8 protein-coding genes are annotated in these 13,479 nt (G+C 48.2%); 4 read left to right on the top strand and 4 right to left on the bottom strand.

The window, feature by feature from the left end:
- Positions 1–70: 70 nt before the first annotated feature.
- From CVV44_03230 to CVV44_03245, 4 genes are all read right to left on the bottom strand, one after another.
- Positions 71–2,662, bottom strand: a complete 2,592-nt coding sequence (locus tag CVV44_03230) for a DNA mismatch repair protein MutS (GenBank protein PKL40628.1) — start codon at positions 2,660–2,662, stop codon at positions 71–73.
- Complete coding sequence (locus CVV44_03235) at positions 2,652–3,776, bottom strand: hypothetical protein (GenBank protein ID PKL40629.1); 1,125 nt, start codon at positions 3,774–3,776, stop codon at positions 2,652–2,654. Before CVV44_03235 ends, CVV44_03230 begins: the two co-directional genes overlap by 11 nt.
- Positions 3,766–5,091, bottom strand: coding sequence for a tRNA (N6-isopentenyl adenosine(37)-C2)-methylthiotransferase MiaB (gene miaB, locus CVV44_03240; protein ID PKL40630.1), 1,326 nt, complete (start codon positions 5,089–5,091; stop codon positions 3,766–3,768). The genes CVV44_03235 and miaB overlap by 11 nt, the downstream gene beginning before the upstream one ends.
- A gap of 355 nt (positions 5,092–5,446) precedes the next feature.
- Positions 5,447–5,788 (bottom strand): hypothetical protein, encoded by a 342-nt coding sequence (locus CVV44_03245; protein PKL40631.1) that lies wholly within the window; start codon positions 5,786–5,788, stop codon positions 5,447–5,449.
- A 291-nt stretch (positions 5,789–6,079) separates the two neighbouring features.
- Between CVV44_03245 and CVV44_03250 the strand changes: the two genes are divergently transcribed.
- From CVV44_03250 to CVV44_03265, 4 genes are all read left to right on the top strand, one after another.
- Complete coding sequence (locus tag CVV44_03250; protein PKL40632.1) at positions 6,080–7,657, top strand: arylsulfatase; 1,578 nt, start codon at positions 6,080–6,082, stop codon at positions 7,655–7,657.
- A gap of 113 nt (positions 7,658–7,770) precedes the next feature.
- On the top strand, positions 7,771–7,944 hold the full coding sequence (locus CVV44_03255; protein PKL40633.1) for a hypothetical protein: 174 nt from the start codon (positions 7,771–7,773) through the stop codon (positions 7,942–7,944).
- Positions 7,945–8,282: 338 nt separating this feature from the next.
- The gene (locus CVV44_03260; protein ID PKL40634.1) at positions 8,283–11,315 is read left to right on the top strand and encodes a hypothetical protein; all 3,033 of its coding nucleotides are present in this window, start codon (positions 8,283–8,285) and stop codon (positions 11,313–11,315) included.
- 48 nt (positions 11,316–11,363) lie between these two features.
- Complete coding sequence (locus CVV44_03265; protein ID PKL40635.1) at positions 11,364–13,385, top strand: transmembrane ion channel; 2,022 nt, start codon at positions 11,364–11,366, stop codon at positions 13,383–13,385.
- The last annotated feature ends 94 nt before the right edge of the window (positions 13,386–13,479 follow it).

A 13,479-nucleotide genomic window follows, 5' to 3' on the forward strand; every position in this document is an offset into this window, starting at 1 on the left:
ATTTCTTCGGCCCTACCGCGACTCAAATATGTGGACAATATAACTAAAATGCATATGTATGCATTATCTATCAGCGCCCGATCAGTTTTTTCAGGCGGTTCAGTTCATTCAGGGCATCAAGGGGGGTTACGGCGTTCAGGTCGATATTCTCCAGGGCCTGAATGACCAGGTGATTCGCAGCGTTGAAAATCTCCAGCTGTTCCGAGGCGGAATCTTCTCCGGCGTCGAATTTTTTGCGTCCCGACGACGCATTTTCCAGCTTGTCCAGTATCTTCGCGGCACGGTTTACTATCTGTTGAGGTATCCCGGCCAGTTTGGCCACATGGATGCCGTAGGATTTATCGGCGGAACCCGGGGCGACCTTGTGCAGGAAGTCCACGCCGCTTAAATGCTCCCTGACCATGACATTGTAATTAACTATGCCCTGTCGGGAGCCCAGCTGCGTAAGTTCATGATAGTGCGTGGCAAAGAGGGTTTTCGCCCTGATGTAGCGGAGAATGTATTCCGTAACAGCCCAGGCGATGCTGAGGCCGTCATAGGTGCTGGTACCGCGACCCACCTCGTCCATTATTATAAGGCTTCGTTCCGTGGCGTTGTTCAGGATATTGGCCGTTTCATTCATCTCCACCAGGAAGGTCGATTCTCCCCGGGAGATATTGTCCGAGGCGCCAATCCGCGTGAATATCCTGTCCACGATGGAGCAATCGGCTTCGCGGGCCGGGACAAAGGAGCCGATCTGTGCCATGAGCTGAACCATGGCGCAGGTGCGGATGTATGTTGACTTTCCCGACATGTTGGGGCCCGTGATTACCTGGATCATGTTTTCCCCGGTGTCCAGATGGATGTCGTTGGGAATGAAGACTTCGCGGGTATAATATTTTTCCACGACGGGATGCCGGGCGTCTTTAATGTCGGTTATGCCTTCGCCGTTGAATGCGGGCCTGACGTACCTGTTCTCTATGGCGGCGAAGGCCAGGGAGGCGTAAAAATCCAGGAGTCCCATGGTTTCTCCCAGCTTCTGGATATCCTCGCGGCGCGCAAGTATCAAGCCCCGCAGCTTTTCGATTTCTTCTTTTTCAAGGGAGACGATCTTTTCCGAGGCGGACATAATGTCGGTTTCGAACTTCTGCAGTTCCTCCGTGGTATAGCGCTCCGCTCCCACCAGGGTCTGTTTCCTGAAATAGGTTTCGGGAACGCCGTGTGTCTGGCCCTTGCTTATCTCGATATAGTATCCCAGGATACGGTTGTACTTGATTTTCAGGGTTGAGATGCCCAGCCTTTTCTTTTCATCCTCCTGGTATTGCAGAACCCATTCCTTGGCGTGCGTTTTCAGGTTGTAGAGACGGTCCAGTTCGGCGGAATATCCCTCTCTTATGACGCGGCCCTGTTCCGGTGACAGGGCCGGTTCATCGGCAATGGCGGCGCTGATGGCCGCGGCAAGGTCCCGAAGGTCCGGAATTCCCGCCAGGAGGCCGCTGAAATAATCAACGGGCTGTTCCAGGAGAATAGCCTGTATTTCCAGGGCCGCCGTAACGGAATGCTCCAGGGCGATGAAATTGCGGGGGAAAGTCTTCCCCAGGATGAACCGCGAGAGGATGCGCTCAACGTCATGGATGTTTTTAAGCACGGACTGGAGCTTTACCGTGAGGTCATGGAATTCATGAAAGTACTGCACTATATCGAGCTTTCTTTCGATTTCGGCCTGACTGAGAAGGGGCTGCAGGATGCTTCGTTCCAGGACGCGCCTGCCCATGGGGGTCTTTGTGTGGTTCAGCACCGAGAAGAGGGAACGGTTCTTTGAACCGTCCTGCTGGTTCAGTATCAGCTCCAGGCTGCCGATGGTGGCGTCATCCAGGACCATCCTGTCCGACGACAGGAGCTTTTGGGGGGCTTTCAGATGCCCGAAGGCCTTCCGGTGGGTTTCGCGCAGATACTGCAGGATCGATCCGGCCGTCATTATCTCCATGTCGCTCTGTATGCCCAGTCCCTTTGTGCCGGCTGTTTTATAGACATCGCAGATGAGGTCGCGCATGTAATCCGTATCATAGAGCCACTCGTTGATGCGGTACACGGGGATATCCCGGCCCCTGATGAATTCGATGAAAGAGCCGTCATTGGGATCACTTCCTTCCCTGAGAATTATTTCCGTGGGATTGAAGCGGGCGATTTCCCCCCGGAAGAGTCCCAGGGACTTGTCGATTGATGAGAGGAAAAAATCACCCGTAGAAATGTCGACAAAGGCGAGGCCGATGCCCTTTTCGCCGATTATGGCCGACGCAAGAAAATTATTCTCATCGGAGTGGAGCAGGTTCTGCTCGATAACCGTCCCCGGCGTGATGATGCGTACCACCTCGCGTCTTACAACGGTGCCCGTCGAAGGCACTGTTTCCATCTGCTCGCATATGGCCACGCGTTTGCCCGCCTTGATGAGCCGTACGATGTAGCTCTCGGCGGCATGGAAGGGGATGCCGCACATGGGAACGTCGTTCTGGCGTGAGGTAAGGGCGATGTCCAGTATTTTCGAGGCGGCGTGGGCGTCGTCGAAAAACATTTCATAGAAATCACCCATCCTGAAAAAGAGGATCTCGTTCTGGTGCTTTCTCTTTATCTCCATGTACTGCTTCATCATGGGTGTCAGGGTGGAATCCATGCTATTCTCCATATATGTAAAGACTGCCGTTTTTGCCCGATACCCGGACTATGTTGCCGTTTATGCCCAGCTCTTCGGCCAGGCGTATTTTTACGCCCAGGGCCTTTTCCAGGGTGGGGCTCTTTCCCACATAATGAATAAACCCTTCGCGGAGACGCACTGTGCTTACCGGTTCGAACCCCATCAATAGCTTTTTGATTTCCGAGGTCTGCGACAGGGACTGGAAGGGGCCGATGGCCACGGCGAAGAAAGGGGCGCCGTCTTCATTTTCCCGGACGGCCATGTCGGGTGAAATATCGATACTGTCGGTCCCGGCTATGGTCTTCTCATCGGGATAATAGGGCACCCCGACGGTTTTGTTTCCCTTCAGTTCTTTCAGTCTCTCCCTGGCCAGGTCTGCCTCGGGTGAGCGGGGATAGAGCTTCTCCAGGTCCTCGTAGGCCGTAAGGGCCCTGCCGGCGTCGCCCGTGTGGTCATAAAAATCTCCGAGAAGAAAGAGAATCGATGGATGGACCGCTGAATCCTTGTAGCCCAGGAGAAGCTCGCGAAGAGTGTATATATAGCCGCGGGAATAGCCGTCCTGCTTCCGGTTTAGACTGGCCTGGATAAGAAGGGTTTTTGCCAGGGTCTCGTAGTTATGGGTGCTTTCCGTCAGTGCCCGTGCCGTATCTCCGGCAATGTCGTACCGGTACATCTTGAGCGCGGCAGCTATGTAAAAGAAACGGAAATCGGTGAGGTAGACGGATCGGGGAAAGGTTCCCATGCCGTATTGAGAATCAATTTTCAGGGCATTCCAGTCTGCCGAGAGATGGTGTATCTCGCAGATGCGGAGCTGGGCGTAATCACGTTTATCGAAACGGGGGTACCAGCGCACAATGGACCTGAACAGGGCAAGGGCCGCAGCGGGACTGGATTCAGCATCGGCCTGAATGAGGCGGACCGATGGAACATGTCCGCTGCGGGGATATTTTTTCAGGAATTCGCCGCAAAGGGGGCTGACGCCTGACCTGTCATGCGCCTGCTGTTTTACAATGCGCCTGAAGAAGTCATCGTCGCCGGCGGCATGGAGGGATGACGCTGCGACCAGGGCGCAGAGAATCAGTATCATGTGCGTTTTAACCGGCAATTTTCATCCCCTGGAGCGTTGAACCGTTTATACCCAGGATTTTTATTCTGGTATATCTGCCGATGTCTTCATCATCGCCGGGAAACACGGCGGGATGATTAAGGAAGGTCTTGCCCATAATTTCGTTTCCGGAGTTTCTGCTTATTCTTTCGGGAATGAGTTCCTCAATCCTGTTGATGCGCGCCTCCAGTTTCTCCCGCGATATGGCGCGCTGTACCGAAATCAGTTCATTGAGACGGGCTATTTTTTCATCGCGGGTCAGGAGCTCCCGAAGGCCGGCCGACGGTGTTCCTTCCCGGGGAGAGTAGGCGTACATGAAGGCATCGTCGAAACGGACACGGCGCACCGCTTCCATGGTTGCGGCGAAGTCGCTTTCATCCTCGCCGGGAAACCCCACGATGAGGTCCGTGGTAATGGAATAATCCTCCAGTCCGCTGTCAATGAGTTCCACGATGGAAAGATAACGGTCAAGGGTATATTTGCGGTTCATGGAAGCCAGGATTTTATCGGAGCCGCTCTGCAGGGGCAGGTGAATGCTCCGCGAGATGTTGCCGTGGTCCTTCATGACGCCGATGATTTCAGGATCGAAATCTTTAGGATGCGATGTGAGGTAGTTGATCCTGACAAGACCTTTAATGCGGGCCGTTTTTTCCAGGAGGGCATAGAACGGGATATCGCCGCTGTCGTGGCCGAACTGATTTACGTTCTGTCCCAGGAGTGTTATCTCCTTCACGCCCTTTGCAGCCAGGGAATTTATATGTTTTAGAATATCCTGTGAACGAAAAGAGATGAGCCTGCCGCGCACATAGGGAACGATGCAGTAGGCGCAGTAGTTTTCACAGCCGTGGGTGATGGTGACCCATTCATGCCATCGTTGTCCTTCATGTTCCGTCGCTATGGAGTCAAAGAGCCGTCCCTGGAAGTCCGCCGCTTCCTGGGACAGGAAGGCCCGCCCCTTTTTTCCTTCGAGGTAATTCCCTACGATTTCGCCGATCTTCGGTGACTGGTAGGGGCCGATGACAAGATGGGCAAGACCGTCCTGTACCAGCTTTGTCCCTATCCTCTGGGCCATGCATCCCGTGACCACGATGATGCCATTTTTGCGATTAACGGCGGGGCGTATGGACCGGATGCGGGCCGTGGCCCTGTTCTCAGCATGCTGCCGCACGGAGCAGGTGTTGTAGACCACCACATCGGCCTCACTTTCCGACGGGGCAGGGAGAAATCCGTTTTTTATCAGCGACGATTCCATGAGTTCTGAATCGCTCTTGTTCATCTGGCAGCCGAAGGTCTCTATGTGAAAGGTTTTATGCAAAATATTCCTCAGGAAGTGTCAAAATATATGCTGATTTAAAGGTAAAAGGCGACTGAAGATACCATTTACGGGGAGAATATGTCAACAGTAAAGTAAAAATATTGTAAATTGGAGATGCAGCCCCCGGCGTATACTCTCATTTTTTACATTTATCGGTAGGCGCCACCCCCCTAGGGGGTTTTTAAACAGATGTATCAGGCATATGTAATTTTAATTAAATGATATCCGCTTTTAATGAATCAGGAGAGATTATCGGTGTAATTGATCTGTAAGTTTAAAGCCCCTTCAGGGGCGGCGATAGAGGGTATATGAAACACATTCCCTCTATACGCCGGGGGTCATGGCAGGATCGGTATTATTCCCTGCTGTACATGAGTCCCATGACGTTGAGATGATTATTTTTGCAGTCCAGCGCGAAGGTCCATTCCGCTGTCTGACCGGCATATTTTATTACCGGCTTGCCATCCTTCATCTCCCAGGTGAAGTTGCTGGGGCTGTCATCTCCCTGTTTTTCGAAACCGGTTTTATCCCTGTTGAACGTCAAGAGCTTAATTTTTCCCGATTCCACCACTTTCCAGGTGCCCGCGAGGCAGGACGAGGGGTCAGTATCCTTTTTATCTTCTTTTCCGCAGCCGGTAATCAGGGAGAGGGATGCGGCAATCATGATGGAACTCAGGAGAAAAAGGTACCTTTTCATTAATAATCCTCCGGGTTTGTCGGGTCATATACTCATTTGTATTGGTAAAACATATACTATTCCCGGGGTAATTGTCAAGCATGAGAATCGGCAGATTTTTTCTCCGGATAAGAAACAGAATTTTTTTTGCTTGATTTTATATCTGCAACGAGTAAGTATTCACTCGTTTATTGAATTGGGATATCAATGTTTCTATTGCACATAAAGGACAGTTTCTGGTATTGAAAAATTTACTTGTGAACTTCAGGGAGGTGCGGGGTGAGTGATAAAAAAATAACCAGGCGATCTGCAATGAAGAAAGGGGTAAGCGCTGCAGTGGGATTTGCCCTGGCGAATACTCTTTTTTGTTCGGGGGATGATAATAAATCCTTCGCCATTACTGTGGATGAGGACATATTTAACGATACAGTCCGTGACGCCCTTGCAGCCGATACGGTAATTAGTAAAAAACCCGGTATCGGGACCCCAAAACCAAACATCATTGTAATCCTCACCGATGACATGGGATATGGTGACCCGGGATGTTACGGCAACGAGGCCATTCAGACACCTCATATCGATACCATGGCACGGGAGGGTGTCCGCTTTACCGATTTCTACTGCAGCAGTCCACTCTGTTCACCGTCCCGGGCCGGGCTTCTCACGGGCCGCTATCCTCTCCGCAGCGGCATTACCTTTCCCTTGCAGCCCGGGAAAGATACCTTGATGAGAAAAGTAACCCGACAGATGGGCTACATGTTCGGCTCGCTGGGCATCTTTGATATGCGTAACGCCGAGAATGTCGTCAGTGGACTGCCCGCTTCGGAAATAACCATTGCCGAGGCGCTGAAAGTAGCGGGATATACATCGGGAGCCATCGGCAAGTGGCACCTGGGAGATTTTGTCAACAATCCTCAATATCATCCCCATAACTATGGCTTTGATTTTTTTACGGGGTTCAACGCCTCCAATGATGACTGGCCCGCGGCCTTCTGGCGCGACAAAACCGAAATAGTAAAGGATATCGGACTTGACCAGGGGAAGTACACCGGTCTGTTCACACGTGAAGCCGTGAGTTTTATAGAACGCTCGAAAGACAGGCCCTTCTTCCTGTACCTGGCCCACAAGGACCCGCATCAGCCCTGCATTCCTTCAAAAGATTTTGAAGGAAAATCGGAAGGGGGCCCCCATGGCGATACGGTCACCGAGGTGGACTGGAGTGTCGGAGAGATCATGAAGGCCCTGAAGAAAAACGGCCTCGATAAAAATACCCTGGTAATCTTTACCAGCGATAACGGCCCCTGGTTCGACGGCAGTCCCGGCGGATTGCGCGGAAGGAAGGGGATGAGTTTTGAAGGGGGATTCAGGGTGCCCATGATAGCCCGGTGGCCCCGTCACATTCCTCCGGGCAGTGTCTGCCGTGAACCGGCCATGAACATAGATTTTTTCCCAACCATGCTGGACCTGGCAGGGCTCACCCTGCCGTCTGACCGTGTGATCGATGGAAAAAATATCATGGGTCTTTTCGATAGCACGGAAAAGAAGAGCCCCCATGACGCGCTGTTTTATTTTCATTATAATGAAATTGAGGGAGTTCGTTCCGGGAAATGGAAATACTTTCGTTATGTCAACAACCTTGCATGGCCCATTCCCCTGGATAAACCGGTTACGTTTTTTGGGAAAGCAGCGGGAGGCCACGATTACAGGCCCGAGGGTTCGGATAAATCGGTTCCCACTATGGCGTCATGGCCCATACTGTACAACATGGAGCGTGATTGCGGCGAGAGCTACAATGTCATGAAGAAGTATCCACGAGAGGGTGATACACTTCTTCAGAAGATTCGGGATTTTGAAAAGAAATTCAGAGAAAATCCCCGGGGGTGGTTATAGATCAAGCTCGGCAATCTGCTGAAACTGACAGTGCTTTTTCTGGTCATCTTTAATCCCCTGGCAAGCTTCTCCGTGTTCACCGTGGCCACGGCAGGCTCCTCACGGTACTGGCCGTGATCATCTCCCTGATGGTCACGGGGTTCATGCTTTATTTCGCCGACCTGCTCAACCGGTTTCTGGACCGGACTACTATCCAGATCATGTCCACCCTCCTGGGTATCATCACCATCAGCTGTTCCGTGAATTTTATCTTCACGGGTATAAAGGGAATATTCCTGTACCATTAGGAATAGAAGCTCGGTAGAAGCTCGGTAGAAGCTCGGTAGAAGTCGTGTGTGGAATGTCATGCCCGTTGGAAAGGATATTTTAACAATTATGGGGCATTCAAGCTGATTTTTGCCGCGAGGAACACTCAGAATGACAGGCGTATTTTACAGTTGTCAACAATACAAGGATAGCTTAAAATACATAAAATGACAAGGAATAATGATATCTTGTATATTATACGAGAAAACATCGATTTGTCGTATTGACAAAATGATGATAAATCTCCTATAATTATAAGTCAGCGCTAAGTAAAAAGTGCTGGAATGACAATGGTTTAACAAAGTGAGGCAGGGCCCGAATGAGCATAAAGCTCCGGTGTGGAAAAGAAAGAGGCGGGAATCACCATCGATGTATACCGGTGACCATAATCGTGATCCTGGCAGCAGCAGCACTCCCGGCCTTATGCATGGAAACCACGGGCATGGGAACTGAAAAAACACAATTCACGGCAGAACAGGCGCTCATTGTGCTGGGAGGAGCCGTCATTGTCTGGCTGCTAATCCTGCTTTCCCGGAAAAATAAATCACAAGAGGAAGGTGAGGCAATAGAGCGTTTCAGATCACTTTTCCTCCTGGCACCGATCCCCATGGCATTCATATCACAGAGCGGTCAGATACTGTATCTGAATCGTCGTTTCACAGCGGTTATGGGTTTTAAGATCGACGATATTCCGTCAGTTGATGAATGGTTCGCCCAAGCCTTTCCCGATCCGCAGTATCGTCTAAGAGCCATGGATTTATGGCAGGAGGCAACCGGGGGCGACGACAACGGGAGTCGGAGTCCGAAGGATATCCAGATAATCTGCCGGGACGGTTCGAAACGTTTCATGGAAATAAACGCTGCCGGTCTGGGGGAGGTGATTCTTGTCTGTTTCGTCGATATCACCGATCGCAAGCTGGCGGAAGAGAACCTGAAAATTTTCATGGAGTCCGTAGACAACTCCTCTGATGCAATAGGAATGTCCACTCCCGAAGGCAGACACTACTATCAAAACAGGGCGTTTGATGAACTTCTCGGGAAAATCGGCGACAATCCACGTGAAACCGTCTACGTCGATAAAAAGGTAGGAGAAGAGGTTTTCAGCACAATAATGGCGGGAGGGCAATGGAGCGGTGAAATTCAATTGTATGCCGCTGATGGAAGAATTCTGGATATTTTTCAGCGGGCCTATTCGGGGAAAAATGAAAATGGAGATGTTTCGGTTTTGGTCGGTGTTAATACCGATATCACGGAACAAAAGCGGGCCGAGAACGAATTGCGTGAGAGCCAGCGTTTTCTTTCCGAGGTGATTGAAAATAGCGGCACCCTCATTTATGTAAAAGACAGGAATGGCCGCTATGAGATGGCGAACAAAAAATGGGATGAGGTCACTCTTTTAACGCGGGATTTCATCCTCGGTAAAACCGATGAAGAGCTCTTTCCGGGACAAGTTGGTTCTGATTTCAGAAAAGTAGACCTGCAGGTGATGGAATCAAAAAAAGTCATGCAGGTTGAAGAAATACTGGAAGACGCGGCCGGGAAGCGGTATTTTCTCTCGATAAAATTTCCCCTATTGGATAATGATAAAAATGTGAAAGGCCTGTGCGGGATGTCCACGGAGATCACCGAGCGAAAAGGGATGGAGAACGCATTGCGCGAGAGCGAGAAACGCGCCGGGATGCAGCGGACAGCAATTGCCCATCTGGCGGTTAAGCAGTATACCGACGGTGTGGACCAGATTTCCGGGATTGAGCATATTTCAAAAGTCATGGCCGAAACCATTGGTGTAGCGCGTGCCAGTGTTTGGAAACTTAGTGATAACAAGTCTGAATTGCTTTGCCTCTCGCTCTATGAGGCAGATAAAAAGAAGTTCAGCTCAGGAGAGATTCTTGACCCGAATACATTTTCCTCCTACTTCGAAGCCATTATGGCCGAAAACCGGGTATATGCGGAAGATGCCCAAAACGATCCGCGGACCCGTGAATTGACCGATTTTTACCTGAGGCCGCTGGGCATCGCATCTCTTCTTGATGCCGGTATTTTTGTTGAAGGCAGACTGGTTGGTCTCGTAAGCTGTGAACATATCGGAGACAGAAGGAAGTGGCATGCCGATGAGGAATCCTTTATCAGCACCATGGCATCCATTACAGCCCAGCATTTCATTAATCAGGAACGCCGACGGGATGAAGAGGAGCGTGAAAACTTGAAGGGACAGCTGGTCCAGGCCCAGAAGCTGGAATCCATCGGCCGTCTGGCCGGAGGCATCGCCCATGATTTCAACAATATGCTGGGAGTGATACTGGGCCGCACAGAACTGGCCCTGGGAAAGGTTGATTCGTCGCATCCGCTCCATAAATCCCTGAAGGAGATCCGCAAGGCGGCCGAGCGTTCCGCCGATCTGACCCGGCAGCTCCTGGCCTTTGCGCGCAAACAGACCATTGCTCCGCGGCCTCTGGATTTCAACCGCACCGTGGAAGGCATGCTGACAATCGTTCGACGGCTCATTGGCGAGAATATCGAACTTGTATGGCGGCCCGGCGAAGGCCTGTGGTCTGTCAAAATGGACCCGTCACAGATCGACCAGGTCCTGGCCAACCTCTGTGTAAATTCCCGCGATGCCATTAAGGGTGTAGGCAACATCACTATCGCTACGGAAAACAGGATCATCGATGGGGTTTACTGCGCAGGAAAAGCCGATTGCGTTTCCGGGGAATATGTGATGCTTTCCATTGCCGATAACGGCTGCGGCATGGAGAGGGAAATCCTGACCAATATCTATGAGCCTTTCTTTACGACGAAGGAGATGGGTGAGGGCACGGGACTGGGGCTTTCCACAGTCTACGGCATTGTCAGGCAAAATGACGGCTTTATCGATGTAAACAGCGAACCGGGCCGGGGAACGACATTTAACATATACCTGCCGCGGCATACAGCCGTACATGAATCACTGCAGGACAAAAACCAGGCAGACCAGTCGGCGCGCGGTCATGAAACCATTCTCGTCGTGGAGGACGAAACAACCATACTGGAAGTGGCGGCTGTCATGCTGGAGGAACTGGGTTATGCTGTTCTTACAGCAGGAACTCCCGGCGATGCCATAGCCATCGCTGAAGAGAACCACGGCAAAATTGACCTCCTCATAACCGATGTGGTTATGCCCGGGATGAACGGTCGTGAATTATCCGATAAACTGCTGTCGATATATCCCGATCTACGGTGTCTATTCATGTCGGGATACACGGCCAGTGTGATTGCCCGGCACGGTGTGCTCGACGAAGGGATGCATTTTTTACAGAAGCCCTTTTCCATGAAGGATCTGGCCGCAGGTGTACGGGAAGTACTGGAAGGGTAAGTTGTGTAAATATCATTTTAAAAATATTTTATCAATCATGAGGTTAGTATGAAAAAACTACCAATAATTATTTTGGTCATAGCTTTTTCAAGCATGCTTTATGCACAAGAAAATACGATTACACCTTATATTGATAATAAACAGATAGATATTGATTCTATTCCTAAAGGTGAGCCTGTCATCGTCGGAGATAAGGAATTATTTAGAATTCACTCTGTACTAGGCCCTTTCTCTTCTAAAGAGAGAGCATCAGCTACTATTCAAAGATTAAATAGAATACTGGAAAAGAAACTGTTTGATCGTGATAAACTTAAGGTGATTACTTCGGAATTTACAACTGACATAGTTTATGACAATGCAATTATTATGTCAATTACTGCAATCGATGCAAAAGAAGAAAATAAAAATCCCGATGAGCTGGCAAATGCATATATTGAAACAATTGCCGATATTCAGAAAACTCGACCCCAGCATACAATTGTCAATAAACCGGAGGATATTTATACATTTATTATTAATAATCGAGATACTTTAATAAAAGCGGTTGTTGCATTATTTTCATCGATTGTTTTTTTAATTATATATTATTTTTTATCAAAATTATTTTCTAAGATATACACGGTAGTAGAAAAAAGAAAAGGGACTACATTCAAATCTATTATAATCAAAAATAATGAAATTATAAGTGATTCTACTTTAGTTTCGCTCCTCGTATCAATTCTTAAAGCTGTAAAACTTTCAGCTGTTATTGGGCTTTTATATCTACTCATAACCATAATTTTTATTCTTTTCCCCTGGGCAAAATCTGCTTCCGTCATGAATATTATAAAAGGTATCCTTCTCACAATTTTGACTACTGTTATTGCTATTGGAATCTTTAAAACAATTAAAATTGGAATGAAAGCTCTTCAGGATAATATTTCAAATTGGAAAGGGACGCTTATAAAACCATTAAAAATAAAAACTGTAAGTGTTCTTACCGAGGAGCAAAGTGTTAATATTCTAAAGAAAATGATCCTTGCTTTTTATATAATACTCAACATTTTTCTTCTGTATATTTTTATCCCCATTATTTTCAGCTATTTCGAATTTACAAGTACCTGGGCGGATTCTCTATTCGGCTATATTTTAACACCACTGAAAATGATGATTTCAGCATTTGCCGGATTTCTTCCCAATTTATTTTTTATTTTTGTAATTATCTTTGTCAATCGATACGTCATCAAATTAACAAAAGTTATTTTTGATGAGATTGCAGCTGGTAATATTGCAATTCATAATTTTCATCAGGATTGGGCTGAACCGACATTTAAAATTGTTCGCAGCATGATAATAATTTTTACAATAATTGTCGTATTCCCATATCTCCCGGGTTCTCAATCCGACGCATTTAAAGGTATCTCAATATTTCTGGGGATTCTCTTCTCTTTAGGTTCTACTTCTGTTATAGCAAATATAGTAGCTGGTACAATTCTAACATATATGTATGCATTTAGAATCGGTGATCGGGTAAAAATTGGCGATACTGTCGGTGATGTTATTGAAAAAACACTCCTTGTAACAAGAGTCAAAACAGTTAAAAACATAATGGTCACAATCCCAAATTCAATTGTAATGGGAAGTCATATTATTAACTATACCACTTCATCAACTCATGGTGAAGGCCTCATTCTATGTACAACCATTACGCTTGGATATGATATTCCATGGAAAAAGGTACATGATACTTTAATTAATGCAGCACTTGCTACGGCAGATATAAAAAAACAACCTTCCCCTTTTGTTCTTCAAACGGGTCTTGATGATTTTTACGTAAGTTATGAGGTCAACTGTTATACTGACAGACCTGAGATAATGGCTCGTATATATTCCGAATTACATCAGAATATTCAGGATAAATGCAGCGAAGCAGGGATTGAAATACTATCCCCTCACTATACAGCTGCTCGTGATGGAAATGCCTCTACAATACCAGGTCAATCTTTACAGGAAACATACCAGGCTCCTCCTTTTGTTATAAAAATTATTGATAAGTTGATTAAAAAGGATAAAAATGGTGATGATAAATAAAAGAATAATCCAATTTTAGCGGTTTCATACGTCCTGTCTTTCTTGTTCAGTGAGAAGAGTTCAAGAGCTCCGTAAATTAAAAGAGGAGGCCGTT

It is taken from the genome of Spirochaetae bacterium HGW-Spirochaetae-1 (genome assembly GCA_002839375.1).
In the GTDB taxonomy this organism is placed as follows: domain Bacteria; phylum Spirochaetota; class UBA4802; order UBA4802; family UBA5550; genus PGXY01.

Bases quoted from the DNA above. Each gene is read 5' to 3' on its own strand.
- CVV44_03230 (PKL40628.1), bottom strand. From the start codon at position 2,662: ATGGAGAATAGCATGGATTCCACCCTGACACCCATGATGAAGCAGTAC.
- CVV44_03245 (PKL40631.1), bottom strand. From the start codon at position 5,788: ATGAAAAGGTACCTTTTTCTCCTGAGTTCCATCATGATTGCCGCATCC.
- CVV44_03260 (PKL40634.1), top strand. From the start codon at position 8,283: ATGAGCATAAAGCTCCGGTGTGGAAAAGAAAGAGGCGGGAATCACCAT.
- CVV44_03265 (PKL40635.1), top strand. From the start codon at position 11,364: ATGAAAAAACTACCAATAATTATTTTGGTCATAGCTTTTTCAAGCATG.
- CVV44_03250 (PKL40632.1), top strand. From the start codon at position 6,080: ATGAAGAAAGGGGTAAGCGCTGCAGTGGGATTTGCCCTGGCGAATACT.